The 12,079-nt window shown below is 67.6% G+C and carries 14 protein-coding genes; 13 read left to right on the forward strand and 1 reads right to left on the reverse strand.

Annotated features, from left to right (window positions below; genetic code table 11):
• The first annotated feature begins 3 nt into the window (after positions 1–3).
• The 13 genes from rplR to IFJ75_RS02100 all read left to right on the forward strand — a co-directional run bounded on the left by rplR (position 4) and on the right by IFJ75_RS02100 (position 11,208).
• Complete coding sequence (rplR, locus tag IFJ75_RS02040; protein ID WP_207870913.1) at positions 4–360, forward strand: 50S ribosomal protein L18; 357 nt, start codon at positions 4–6, stop codon at positions 358–360.
• A gap of 12 nt (positions 361–372) precedes the next feature.
• Positions 373–996, forward strand: a complete 624-nt coding sequence (rpsE, locus tag IFJ75_RS02045; protein WP_207870914.1) for a 30S ribosomal protein S5 — start codon at positions 373–375, stop codon at positions 994–996.
• A 3-nt stretch (positions 997–999) separates the two neighbouring features.
• Entirely contained in the window at positions 1,000–1,188 is a 189-nt protein-coding gene (gene rpmD / locus IFJ75_RS02050) for a 50S ribosomal protein L30 (protein ID WP_207870915.1), read from the forward strand.
• 165 nt (positions 1,189–1,353) lie between these two features.
• A complete protein-coding gene (gene rplO, locus IFJ75_RS02055) occupies positions 1,354–1,947 on the forward strand; it encodes a 50S ribosomal protein L15 (RefSeq protein WP_207870916.1) in 594 nt (197 codons plus the stop codon).
• 118 nt (positions 1,948–2,065) lie between these two features.
• On the forward strand, positions 2,066–3,445 hold the full coding sequence (secY, locus tag IFJ75_RS02060) for a preprotein translocase subunit SecY (RefSeq protein ID WP_207870917.1): 1,380 nt from the start codon (positions 2,066–2,068) through the stop codon (positions 3,443–3,445).
• A 28-nt stretch (positions 3,446–3,473) separates the two neighbouring features.
• Positions 3,474–4,037, forward strand: a complete 564-nt coding sequence (locus IFJ75_RS02065) for an adenylate kinase (RefSeq protein ID WP_207870918.1) — start codon at positions 3,474–3,476, stop codon at positions 4,035–4,037.
• 81 nt (positions 4,038–4,118) lie between these two features.
• Positions 4,119–4,850 carry an energy transducer TonB gene (locus IFJ75_RS02070; protein ID WP_207870919.1) on the forward strand — a complete coding sequence of 244 codons (732 nt, stop codon included), beginning with the start codon at positions 4,119–4,121 and terminating at the stop codon, positions 4,848–4,850.
• An 84-nt stretch (positions 4,851–4,934) separates the two neighbouring features.
• Positions 4,935–7,412 (forward strand): zinc-dependent metalloprotease, encoded by a 2,478-nt coding sequence (locus tag IFJ75_RS02075; protein ID WP_225896944.1) that lies wholly within the window; start codon positions 4,935–4,937, stop codon positions 7,410–7,412.
• 127 nt (positions 7,413–7,539) lie between these two features.
• Positions 7,540–7,908, forward strand: coding sequence for a 30S ribosomal protein S13 (rpsM, locus tag IFJ75_RS02080; protein ID WP_207870920.1), 369 nt, complete (start codon positions 7,540–7,542; stop codon positions 7,906–7,908).
• A gap of 10 nt (positions 7,909–7,918) precedes the next feature.
• Positions 7,919–8,308, forward strand: coding sequence for a 30S ribosomal protein S11 (gene rpsK, locus IFJ75_RS02085; RefSeq protein WP_013268944.1), 390 nt, complete (start codon positions 7,919–7,921; stop codon positions 8,306–8,308).
• Between the two features lie 89 nt (positions 8,309–8,397).
• A complete protein-coding gene (locus IFJ75_RS02090; RefSeq protein ID WP_207870921.1) occupies positions 8,398–9,417 on the forward strand; it encodes a DNA-directed RNA polymerase subunit alpha in 1,020 nt (339 codons plus the stop codon).
• A gap of 107 nt (positions 9,418–9,524) precedes the next feature.
• A complete protein-coding gene (rplQ, locus tag IFJ75_RS02095) occupies positions 9,525–9,941 on the forward strand; it encodes a 50S ribosomal protein L17 (RefSeq protein ID WP_207870922.1) in 417 nt (138 codons plus the stop codon).
• A gap of 340 nt (positions 9,942–10,281) precedes the next feature.
• The gene (locus IFJ75_RS02100) at positions 10,282–11,208 is read left to right on the forward strand and encodes a LysR substrate-binding domain-containing protein (RefSeq protein ID WP_207870923.1); all 927 of its coding nucleotides are present in this window, start codon (positions 10,282–10,284) and stop codon (positions 11,206–11,208) included.
• Between the two features lie 3 nt (positions 11,209–11,211).
• On the opposite strand, the gene IFJ75_RS02105 is transcribed toward IFJ75_RS02100, so the two are convergent.
• The gene (locus IFJ75_RS02105) at positions 11,212–12,078 is read right to left on the reverse strand and encodes a hypothetical protein (RefSeq protein WP_207870924.1); all 867 of its coding nucleotides are present in this window, start codon (positions 12,076–12,078) and stop codon (positions 11,212–11,214) included.
• Position 12,079 lies beyond the last annotated feature (1 nt).

Below are 12,079 nucleotides of genomic sequence, written 5' to 3' on the forward strand. Positions count from 1 at the left end.
GTCATGGCTCTTTCTCTGCAACAACAAGCCAAGCGCCGCACCGAACGCAACCGTCGCCGCCTCAAGGCCGTGGCCAACGGTCGCCTGCGCCTGTCGGTCTACCGCTCGGACAAGAACATCTCGGCCCAGATCATCGACGACGCCAACGGCGTCACCGTGGTCGCTGCCTCGTCGCTGGAAGGCGGCAAGGGCGCCAGCGGCTCGAACGTCGAGGCTGCCGCCAAGATCGGCAAGCTGGTCGCTGAACGCGCCATCGAAAAGGGCGTCACCGACGTCGTCTTCGACCGCGGCGGTTACATCTATCACGGACGGGTGAAGGCGCTGGCTGATGCCGCGCGTGAAGCCGGCCTGAACTTCTAAGGGACGCGACAGATGGCGCAACAACCCCAACGTGGCGGCGGCGGCAACGACCGCAATCGTCGCGACAACAACCGCAACGCTCCCGTCGTCGACGGTCCGGACTCGGACATCGTCGAGAAGCTGGTCCATATCAACCGCGTCGCCGCTACCGTTAAAGGCGGTCGCCGGTTCTCGTTCGCGGCCCTGATGGTGGTCGGCGATGGCAAGGGCCGCGTCGGCTTCGGTCACGGCAAGGCGCGCGAAGTGCCGGAAGCCATCCGCAAGGCGACCGAAGAAGCCAAGAAGACCATGATCCGCGTTCCGCTTCGCGAGAACCGCACCCTGCACCACGACGGTCAAGGCCGTTGGGGCGCCGGCAAGATCATGATGCGCGCTGCCCCTCCCGGGACCGGCGTCATCGCGGGTGGTCCGATGCGCGCCGTCCTCGAAACCCTCGGCGTCCATGACGTCGTGGCCAAGTCGAGCGGTTCGTCGAACCCCTACAACATGATCCGTGCGACCTTCGAGGCCCTCAAGGTCCAGTCGTCGCCGCGTCAGATCGCTTCGAAGCGTGGTAAGAAGGTCGCTGACCTGATGGGCCGCCGCAACGACGGCGCCTCGGCTCCCGCCGAGACCGCCGAAGCCGTGGAGTCCTAAGTCGTGGCCGAGAAGAAAACCGTCACCGTCAAGCAGATCGGCTCGCCGATCCGCCGCAAGAACGACCAGCGCGCCACCCTGGTGGGCCTGGGTCTGAACCGCATGGGCCGCGAGTCCACGCTGGAAGACACCCCCTCGGTTCGCGGGATGATCGCCAAGGTCGCCCACCTGACCGAGATCGTCGAGAAATAAGCCCGTAAGGACGCTGCGGCGTCCGTATCGGTGAAAAGTGCAAGTGAGCGAGTAGTGAGCCTTGGGGCTTGCTGTTCGCTCACTTTTTGCTCACTAGCACTCCTCACTAAAACACAGCCGAGTCCGGATCAGATCCGGGCGCTAGAACCCGAAAGGATCAGGCACATGAAACTGAACGAAATCCGCGACAATCTGGGCGCCCACAAGAAGCGCATGCGCGTCGGCCGTGGCCCGGGCTCGGGCAAGGGCAAGACCGCCGGTCGCGGCGTCAAGGGTCAGAAGTCGCGTTCGGGCGTCGCCATCGGCGGCTTCGAAGGCGGCCAGATGCCGCTGTACATGCGTATGCCGAAGCGCGGCTTCAACAACGCCAACGCTCTGAAGCTGGCCGAAGTGAACCTGTGGCGCCTGCAAGACGCCATCGACGCCGGCAAGCTGGACGTCTCGGGTGAGATCAAGGGCGACGCCCTGGTCGCCGCCGGCGTCATCCGCCGCGTCAAGGACGGCGTCCGCATCCTGGGCACCGGCGAAATCAAGGCCAAGCTGAACCTAGTCGTCTGGTCGGCCTCGGCCGGCGCGATCAAGGCCATCGAAGCCGCCGGCGGTTCGGTCGTGCAGGAGCGCATCGCCGCTGAAGCCAAGGCCGCCGCCGCCGTCGAGAAGCGCAACGCCGCCAAGGGCAAGGCTCCGGCTCCCAAGACGCCGCGTGGCGACGCCAACAAGATCTCGGCCCGCGCCGCTCGCACCGCGGCCAAGGCCTAATCCAGGAAAAGCTTGGGGGGCGGTCTCGCTAAGAGGCCGCCCTTCGCCTATCTGGACTGTGGCCCTGGATTCTGTCGGATCCGTTGAGCCGCTTTCTGATCAGTCGGGGTGACGACATATGGCTTCGGCCGCCGAACAACTCGCAGCCAATATGAACATGGGCTCGTTCGCGAAAGCGACCGACCTGCACAAGCGGCTGCTCTTCACGCTTCTGGCGCTTCTGGTCTACCGCATCGGCACCTATGTGCCGATCCCGGGGATCAACTCCGAGGCCTTCCTGCAGTTCTTCCAGAACCCGGACGGCAAGCGCGGCATCCTGGACATGTTCAACATGTTCTCGGGCGGCGCCGTTGAACGGATGGCCGTCTTCGCCCTGAACGTCACGCCCTATATCTCGGCGTCGATCATCGTCCAGCTGATGGGGACGGTGTATCCGCCGTGGGAAAAACTGCGCAAGGAAGGCGGCGAAAGCGGCCGCAAGACCCTGAACCAGTACACCCGTTACCTGACGGTTTTCCTCGCCCTGGCCCAGTCGCTGGGCATCGCGGCGGGCCTGAACGCCCAGGCCGGTCTGATCGACCAGCCCGGCATCTTCTTCATCATCTCGACCGTGACCTGCCTGACCGGCGGCACCATGTTCCTGATGTGGCTCGGTGAGCAAGTGACCACGCGCGGCATCGGCAACGGCATTTCGCTGATCATCTTCGCCGGTATCGTGGCGGTCCTGCCCGGCACCGTGGCGCGCCTGTTGGGCCTGGCCCAGCAGGGTCAGCTTTCGGCCTTCGCCCTGCTGGCGATCGGCTTCCTGGCCATGGCCACCGTCGTCTTCATCGTCTTCATGGAGCGCGCCCAGCGCCGCCTTCTGATCCAGTATCCGAAGCGCCAGGAAGGCAACCGGATGTCGGGCGGCGAACGCTCGTTCCTGCCGCTAAAGGTGAACACCGCCGGGGTCATCCCGCCGATCTTCGCCTCGTCCCTGCTGATGCTGCCGTCGACGGCCGCGACCATGCTGGTCAACGCCGACCTGCCGAACTGGCTGAGCTGGCTGCCCATGGTGACCGCCCAGCTGACCCACGGCCAGCCGCTGTTCATGGCGCTCTACGCCGCCCTGATCATCTTCTTCTGCTTCTTCTACACCTCGATCACCTTCAACCCCGAGGACACGGCCGAGAACCTGCGCAAGTACGGCGGCTTCCTGCCGGGCATCCGTCCGGGCAAGCGGACAGCGGAATATCTGGACTATGTCCTGACCCGTCTGACGGTCATCGGCGCGGCCTACATCACCGCCGTCTGTCTGATCCCCGAGGCGATCGCCGCCTCCATGGGCCCCAGCCTGCTCTTCGGCGGCACCTCGATCCTGATCGTGGTCTCGGTGACGATGGACACGGTCGCGCAGATCCAGTCCCAGCTGCTGGCCCACCAGTACGAAGGCCTGATCAAGAAGGCCAAGCTGCGGGGTCGGGGTGGACGGGGCGCACCGACTCCCGTACGCCGCTAATAATACGTGATCGCTTGGGAGGGCGGCTTTGAACCTGATCCTGTTCGGACCGCCGGCCGCCGGCAAGGGCACGCAAGCCAAACGCCTGGTCGAAGGCCGCGGCATGGTCCAGCTCTCGACCGGCGATATGCTGCGCGAGGCGATCGCCTCGGGCTCGGACCTGGGTCTTGAGTGCCAGGCGATCATGTCGCGCGGCGATCTGGTCTCGGATGAGATCGTCATCGCCCTGATCGAGGCGCGCCTGAAAGAGGCCGAGGACGCCGGCGGCGCCATCTTCGACGGCTTCCCGCGCACCGTGGCCCAGGCCGAGGCGCTCGACGCCATGCTGGCCAAGCTGGGCAAGCGGATCGACCACGTCGTCCGCCTCAAGGTCGACGACGCCGCCCTGCTGGAGCGGGTCGCCAAACGCTACGCCGACCAGGGCCGCCCGGACGACAATCCGGAAAGCTTCAAGGTCCGGCTCGAGGCCTACAACCGCAACACCGCGCCGCTGCTGCCCTACTATGGCGACAAGGGCCTGTTGACCGAAGTTGACGGCATGGGCTCCATCGAGACCGTCGCCACGGCCATCGACGCGGCGCTCGACGCCTAGCTTGACGCATCGCCGTCAGGCGACGTTCATCGGCGTCATGCGTTAGGGTCCTTCTGGATCCCGCAGGATGACTCCGCCGCCGTGACGCCGCCCCACCCGCATCTCCCACGCCCGCATCTCTCGCCGAAGAAGAGCCGCAACCTGCTCGTGGCGTCCGGCGTCGTGGTCCTGCACCTCGGCCTGTTCGCCCTCGTCGGGCTGGAGACGGTCCCGGGCGAACAGGTCGGCCCCGGCCTGCCGCCGATCCTCGTCGAGCTGGTCCCGCCGGTCCGCCCGCCCGAACCCCCGCCGGAGAAGACCGCGCCCGTCGAGGGCGGGGGCGCGCCCGCCGCCCCGTCGCGGGTCCATGTGACACCGAAGCCGCCCGAGAAGCCTCTGCCCGATCCGCCGCCGGCGCCGATCCAGCAGGCGCCCAAACCCGATCTCATCGTCGGCGTCGCTCCCACGGCAGGCCCGACGCCCGGTCTCGGTCTGGGCGGGCAGGGGACCGGCTCCGGCACTGGGATTGGTTCGGGCGCCGGTCCCGGCGTCGGCGACCGGATGGCGCCGCGCATCATTCGCGGCCCTGCGCTGCGCGACATCGGGCGGGCCCGGCCGCGCGGTACGCGGGGACGAGGGGAGGTCGGGGTCCGTTGCCGGATCCGGCTGGATCAGACGCTCGACCAATGCCGGGTCGTCAGCGAGACGCCGCCGGGGCAGGGCTTCGCCGAGGCGGCGCTGCCGCTGACTTCCGCATTTCGGTTCCTGCCGCCGACCGAGAACGGCGTACCGGTCGAGGGGCAAACCGTGGTGGTCACCATCAGATTCCCCTGATCCGTCGGCGGACGAAGCTTCGCCGCGTTGACACCCGCCCGCCAATCACCGCCTTATCGCACCGCAGCGTAACAGGGGGCGAGCATGGGTATGGGCATGAAGCGGACGGCGACGGCGATCGCCCTGGTGTTGGCCCTTTCCGGTGCGGCCGCGCCCGCCTTCGCCGCAGACCCCGCGCCCAAGACCTTCGCCGAAGCCACCGAGGGCCTGACGCGTCAGGAAGGCCTGCTGCGCGTCTTCGTCGATCAGGACGGTGGCAAGGTGCTGGTCCAGCTGCCGGCCCCCGGCGCCAACGGCGTGATGGCGCGCGTCATCCACCACACGGCCCTGCGCACCGGCGTCGGCTCGGCGGTGACGGGCCTCGACCGCGCCCAGATCGGCGCCACCAACATCCTGTCCTTCCGCCGCATCGGCAAGAAGATCGTCGCCGAGTTCGAGAACCCCAAATACGAGGCGCCCCACGGCTCGCCCGAGGAACAGGCCGCCGCCCGCGACGCCTTCGTCGGCTCCACCGTCTGGGCCGGGGACGTTGTCGCGACCGGCCCCGACGGCTCGGTGCTGGTCGACCTGTCCGCCTTCCTGACCCGCGACGCCATGGGCATCGTCGAGACGCTGAAGGCCGCGGGCCAGGGCTCGCTCAAGCCCATGAGCGACCTGACCATGGTCGATCCGGCCGCGACGAAGTCCTTCCCCGACAATCTGGAGATGGAAGCCCGCCTCACCTTCGGCGTCGACAGTCCGGGCCGGGAGCTGTCCCAGATCGCGCCCGAGCCGCGCCTGGCCACCTTCACCGTCCACCACAGCTTCATCAAGCTTCCGGACGACCAGTATCAGCCGCGCGAGTTCGATCCGCGCACCGGCGCCTTCGCCACCAATGTCACCGACTATTCGGCGCCGCTCAACGAGGCCATGGTCCATCGCCTCGCCAGCCGCTTCAGGCTGGTGAAGACCGACCCGACCGCGGCCCGCTCCACCGTGGTCAAGCCGATTGTCTTCTATGTCGACCGCGCCGCGCCCGAGCCGATCCGCTCGGCCCTGGTCGAGGGCGCCGGCTGGTGGGCCCAGGCCTTCGACGCCGCCGGCTATATCGACGCCTTCAAGGTCGAGGTGATGCCCGAGGGCGCCGATCCGCTGGACGCCCGCTACAATGTCGTCAACTGGGTCAATCGCGCCACCCGCAGCTGGTCCTACGGCCAGAGCGTCGTCGATCCGCGCACGGGCGAGATCGTCAAGGGCTCGGTCCTGCTCGGCTCGCTGCGCATACGTCAGGACATGCTGATCTTCGAAGGCCTGGTCGGCGCCGACCACACCGGCGACGGCTCGGTCAACGATCCGCAGCGCATTGCGCTCGCCCGCATCCGCCAGCTGGCCGCGCACGAGGTCGGCCACGCCATCGGCCTGCAGCACAATTTCGCGGCGAGCACCCAGGGCCGCGCCTCGGTCATGGACTATCCGGTGCCGAAGATCGGCGTCACCGCCGACGACCAGCTCGACTTCTCCGACGCCTACGCCGTGGGCATGGGGGCCTGGGACGACTTCGCCATCGACTGGCTCTATTCCGACGCCGACAAGGCCGCGCTGGCGAAGAAGGCGGAGGAGGGCAGGGCCCGTCTGCGCTTCGCCAATGACGCCGACGCCCGCGTGGGCGGCGACGCCCAGCCCTGGGGCAGCCTGTGGGACAATGGCGAGGACCCGGTCGCCGAGCTCGACCACATCCTGAAGATCCGCCGCATCGCGCTCGACCGCTTCGGCCTGCGCAACCTGCCGGCCGGCGCCGCCGTCAACGACCTGCGTCGCCGTCTGGTCCCCATCTACCTCTATCATCGGTACCAGGTGGACGCGGTCTCCAAGCTGGTGGGCGGCATCGACTACTCCTATCCGGTCTCGGGCGGCGGGCAGGAGGCGGCGACCGCCGTCCCGGCCGACGTCCAGCGCGCAGCGCTCGCGGCCCTGACCCGCACCCTCAACCCCGCCGAGCTGGATCTGCCCGAGCCGCTGCTGGCCCTGCTGGCCGCCCAGCAGTCCGGAGACGGCGATCCCCAGAACGACATCGAGGTGTTCAAGGGGCTGAACGGCCGGGCCTTCGATCCGGGCGTGGCCGCCGACGTCGCCGCCGACGTCACCCTCGACGCCCTGTTCGCGCCCCAGCGGGTCAATCGCATCGCCGACGCCGGCCGCCGCGATCCGGCCGCCCTGGGTCTCGGTGAGACCGTCGACGTGATCACCGCCGCCGCCTTCGCTCCCGCCGAGGGCCGTCTGGCCGAGCCCGCGCGCCGGGTCCAGGCCCAGACCGTCCTGACCCTGGCCGGCCTGCTCAAGGGTGACGACCTGTCCAGCACCTCGGCGGCCGTCATCGACGATCGGTTGCAGGCTCTGGCCGTGAAGCTGAAGGCCTCACGCGCCGCCGATCCGGTCCAGCGCGCCCACGACCGCTGGCTCGGCGCCCTGATCGGCGACCGCGACCGGCTGGACCAGCTGCTGGAAGACAAGCATCACGCGCCCGCGACCCCGCCCGGATCTCCGATCGGCGCGGAGGAGGGTTGGCATGATAACGATGCGTAAACGTCTTCCCGGTGTTGACCCGAACTGAATCACCTGTATAAGGCGCGCTTCCCGCGAAGGGCGCCACGCTCCTGGTCTGTTGACCGGAGCGTTTGTTGCGTCCGATCACGCGTATCTGGAGAGCTTCGTGGCCCGTATCGCTGGCGTCAATATTCCGACCAACAAGCGCGTGGAAATCGCGCTGCAGTATATTCACGGCATCGGCCCGGCCGCCGCCAAGGACATCACCGCCAAGGTGGGCCTCGAGCCCGCTCGTCGCGTGAACCAGCTGACGGACGCCGAAGTCCTGCAGATCCGTGAGACCATCGACCGCGACTACACCGTCGAGGGCGACCTGCGTCGCGAGACCTCGATGAACATCAAGCGTCTGATGGACCTGGCCTGCTACCGCGGCCTGCGTCACCGCAAGGGCCTGCCGGTCCGCGGCCAGCGCACCCACACCAACGCCCGCACCCGCAAGGGTCCCGCCAAGCCGATCGCCGGCAAGAAGAAGTAAGAGCTGACAGATGGCCAAGGAACCGGGTCGCGTAAAGAAGCGCGAGCGCAAGAACATCACCTCGGGCGTCGCCCACGTGAATGCTTCGTTCAACAACACCATGATCACGATCACCGATGCCCAAGGCAACGCGATCTCGTGGTCGTCGGCGGGTCACATGGGCTTCAAGGGTTCGCGTAAGTCGACCCCCTACGCCGCCCAGATGGCTGCTGAAGACGCGGGCAAGAAGGCCCAGGAACACGGCGTCAAGACGCTGGAAGTCAACGTCTCGGGTCCGGGTTCCGGCCGTGAGTCCGCGCTCCGCGCCCTGCAGTCGGTGGGCCTGACCATCACCACCATCCGCGACGTCACCCCGATGCCGCACAACGGTTGCCGTCCGCCCAAGCGCCGCCGCGTCTAAGCGAACACTTCCGCCGCCGACCCCATTCTCCGCCGGTTCCGCCTCCCTGACGAGGTGAGAGGAACCGGCGACATTCGTTAGGGACACCTATGATCGAACGTAACTGGCAAGAGCTGATCCGTCCCGAGAAGCCGCAGATCGAACTCGGCTCCGACGCCCAGCGCAAGGCGCGCCTGGTCGCCGAGCCCCTCGAGCGCGGTTTCGGCGTGACCCTCGGCAACGCGCTGCGTCGCGTCCTGCTGTCGTCGCTGCAAGGCGCCGCTGTCACCGCCATCCAGATCGACGGCGTCGTTCACGAATTCTCGTCGCTGGAAGGCGTGCGCGAGGACGTGGTCGACATCGTTCTGAACATCAAGCAACTGGCGCTGCGCATGCACGCCGAGGGTCCGAAGCGCATGACGCTGAAGGCCACCGGTCCGGGCGTCGTCACCGCCGGCCAGATCGACGTCCCCGCGGACATCGAGGTGCTAAACCCGAACCACGTCATCTGCACCCTGGATGACGGCGCTTCGATCCGCATGGAACTGACCGTCCAGAACGGCAAGGGCTATGTCGCTTCGGAGTTCAACCGTCCGGAAGACGCCCCGATCGGCCTGATCGCCGTCGACGCCCTCTACTCGCCGGTCAAGCGCGTCGCCTATCGCGTCGAGCCGACCCGTCAGGGCCAGTCGCTGGACTATGACAAGCTGGTGCTGGAAGTCGAAACCAACGGCGCCGTCTCGCCGGTTGACGCGGTGGCCTACGCCTCGCGCATCCTGCAAGACCAGCTGCAGATCTTCATCACCTTCGACGAGCCGAAGAAGGCTGTTGAGGCCACGGACGGCAAGCCCGACCTGCCCTTCAACCCGGCCCTCCTCAAGAAGGTGGACGAGCTGGAACTGTCGGTCCGTTCGGCCAACTGCCTGAAGAACGACAACATCGTCTACATCGGCGACCTGATCCAGAAGACCGAGGGCGAAATGCTTCGCACCCCGAACTTCGGCCGCAAGTCGCTGAACGAGATCAAGGAAGTGCTCACCTCCATGGGTCTGTCGCTCGGCATGGACGTGCCGAACTGGCCCCCGGAAAACATCGAAGACCTGGCCAAGAAGTTCGACGACCAGATCTAGTTTTAACCCTCCGCCCAATCCCGAGTACGGGACTGACGGGGCGGTTATGAATGATACGGCGGCCGGTCCTCAGTAGGGATACCGTCGCCGGAGTAGGAGAGACCCCGATGCGCCACGGCGCCGCCCACCGCAAGCTCGGCCGTACGAGCGCCCACCGGACCGCGATGTTCGCCAACATGGCTGCCTCGCTGATCAAGCACGAGCAGATCACGACCACCCTGCCGAAGGCCAAGGAGCTCCGCCCCTTCGTCGAGAAGCTGGTCACGCTCGGCAAGAAGGGCGACCTGCACGCTCGCCGTCAGGCCATCAGCCACGTCCGCGACGTGACCCAGGTCGGCAAGCTGTTCGAAACGATCGGCCCGCGCTACGCCGAACGTAACGGCGGCTATATCCGCATCATGAAGGCCGGCTTCCGCCACGGCGACAACGCCCCGATGGCCGTCATCGAGTTCGTCGACCGCGACGTCGACGCCAAGGGCCTGGACTCCGGTCCGGTCTACGCCGTCGAAGGCGACGAGGAATAGGATCCAGCCTCACGGCTGATCTGCCGAAAGGGCGGCCCGAGCGATCGGGCCGCCCTTTTGCTTTTTGGAAGTGCGCTAACGCTCACGCCGCGGGCGCTCGCTGCTTGAGCGCCGGGTTGGGGCGGCATGGCTCACTGCTTGAGCGCTTCACGCTGTGAGGATCTGTCCCAGGGCGGCGGCCCAGATCAGGATGGCGCACAGACCGTAGAGAATCTTGTCCCAAAGGGTTCTGCGAAGGGGCGGGGTGTTTCTGTCGAAGAGGGGCATCGATCAGCTTCAACCCGAATTGCGCCGGGCCGAAAATCGATTAAACCGGCTCATTCCTGTGAGCTGAGATCACATGTCACGCCCATCCTTCACGCGCCGGGCCCCACCGCCGCTCAACGCCCTGCGCGCCTTCGAGGCCTTCGCGCGGCATGGCGGCATGACCCCGGCCGCCGCCGAACTCTGCGTCACCCACGGCGCCGTCAGCCGGCAGGTGAGGACGCTTCAGGACAGTCTCGGCGTCACCCTCGTCTCCGGCCCGCGTCATCGCCTGGTCCTGACCCCGGCCGGCGAGGCCCTGGCCCGCAGCCTGTCGCCCGCCTTCGCCGCCATCGACGACGCGGTGGATACGGCCCGGGCCGGAAGCCATCGCGAGATCGAGATCTCCTGCCTCGGCACCTTCGCCTTGAAATGGCTGATCCCGCGCCTGCCAACCTTCCTCGAGGCGCATCCCGACATCCGGGTGAAGCTGTCGGAGAGCTGGGCGGCCGTCGACTTCGCCCGCGACCGCTTCGACGGCGCCGTCCGCATCCTCAACCTCGGCCAGACCGCGGGCCGGGCCGAGGCCACCCCCTTCCTGATCCAGTATCAGGGCCCGGTCGGCGCCCCGGGCATCGAGCGGCTGTCGCCCGAGGCCTTCGCCCGCCTGCCGCGCCTGTATGCCACCACCTTCCCGGAAAGCTGGCGGGTGTGGAGCGAGCTGACCGGCGTCGCCCTGCCGCCCGCGACCCTCACGCGGGAGTTCGCCCACAATCATTCGATGATCGAGGCCGCCGCCTCGGGCATGGGCGTCGCTATCGCCCCCTGGGCCTTCGTCACCCCGGACGTCATGGCCGGCCGGCTGGTCGCGCCCTTCGGCTTCGCGGAGCGACCTTCGCAGTTCGTCTTCCTTCGCCCGGCAGGCCGCAAGGACGTGGCTGTCGACGCCTTCCGCGACTGGCTGGCGGCGGAGGGGGCGGCCAGCCCGCCGCCGCCCTCGCACCGGGGCCCGGCTGCGGACTGATCCCTACTCCTTCGACAGATCCTGCCGCTGGAACCAGGCGATGGCGCCGATCAGGGGGGCGAGGGTCCAGAGGGCCAGGCTGATGAAGGCTTTCAGCAGCAGGCCGTCGGGCGCTACGCCGGCTCCGGGGCCTTGAGGCTCGATGGCCGCCTTGATGGTCTCGAAGGCCAGGCCGGGCAGCAGCAGCTGCGCCACCCAGTCCTGGGGCGACCAGCCAAGAAGGGCCAAGCCGGGACCGCCCAGCAGGGACTGGGCGAAGCCGACCACGAAGGGCACGAACAGGGCGGCCAGCAGGGAGCGGGTGACGGTGGCCGTCAGCAGGGCCAGCATGGCGTACTGGACGATCCGCACCCAGGACAGCAGCCACAGCAGCACGAACCGTCCGGCGTCGCCGCCGTCGAAGGTGAAGCCCAGCGGCCGCTCGAACACCACGGCCTGGGCCAGGCTGAACACGATACAGGCGATCAGGAAGGCCAGCATGGCGGCCAGGGCCAGCAGCTTGAGCACCGCCACCTTGCCGAGGACCAGGTTGGTGCGGCTGTTGCGGGCGCTGATCAGTCGCCAGGTTTCCCAGCGATAGTCGCCGGCATAGAGGGTGGCGGCCCCGATCAGCATGAAGACCAGAATCGCCCCGTTGGCGCCCATTCCGGCGCCCATCGTCAGGGCCTCGCCCAGATTGACGGGTTCATGGCCCATGGTCGCCGGGAGATTGAGCTTGGAGGCCATCTCCGCGGCCTTGCCCTTGGTGATGATGTGGTAGGCGACGCCCCCCACAATGAACAGGAGCGGGACGAACAGCACGCTCCAGAACACCGTCATGCGGTTGCGGGTGAAGCGATAGGCTTCCGAGAAGACGGAGTCGGCCAACATG

This window comes from Brevundimonas goettingensis (genome assembly GCF_017487405.1).
In the GTDB taxonomy this organism is placed as follows: domain Bacteria; phylum Pseudomonadota; class Alphaproteobacteria; order Caulobacterales; family Caulobacteraceae; genus Brevundimonas; species Brevundimonas goettingensis.

Coding starts and splice junctions, on each gene's coding strand:
- rplR (WP_207870913.1), top strand. CDS start 4: ATGGCTCTTTCTCTGCAACAACAAGCCAAGCGCCGCACCGAACGCAAC.
- rpsE (WP_207870914.1), top strand. CDS start 373: ATGGCGCAACAACCCCAACGTGGCGGCGGCGGCAACGACCGCAATCGT.
- rplO (WP_207870916.1), top strand. CDS start 1,354: ATGAAACTGAACGAAATCCGCGACAATCTGGGCGCCCACAAGAAGCGC.
- secY (WP_207870917.1), top strand. CDS start 2,066: ATGGCTTCGGCCGCCGAACAACTCGCAGCCAATATGAACATGGGCTCG.
- IFJ75_RS02075 (WP_225896944.1), top strand. CDS start 4,935: ATGGGTATGGGCATGAAGCGGACGGCGACGGCGATCGCCCTGGTGTTG.
- rpsK (WP_013268944.1), top strand. CDS start 7,919: ATGGCCAAGGAACCGGGTCGCGTAAAGAAGCGCGAGCGCAAGAACATC.
- IFJ75_RS02090 (WP_207870921.1), top strand. CDS start 8,398: ATGATCGAACGTAACTGGCAAGAGCTGATCCGTCCCGAGAAGCCGCAG.
- rplQ (WP_207870922.1), top strand. CDS start 9,525: ATGCGCCACGGCGCCGCCCACCGCAAGCTCGGCCGTACGAGCGCCCAC.
- IFJ75_RS02100 (WP_207870923.1), top strand. CDS start 10,282: ATGTCACGCCCATCCTTCACGCGCCGGGCCCCACCGCCGCTCAACGCC.
- IFJ75_RS02105 (WP_207870924.1), bottom strand. CDS start 12,078: ATGTTGGCCGACTCCGTCTTCTCGGAAGCCTATCGCTTCACCCGCAAC.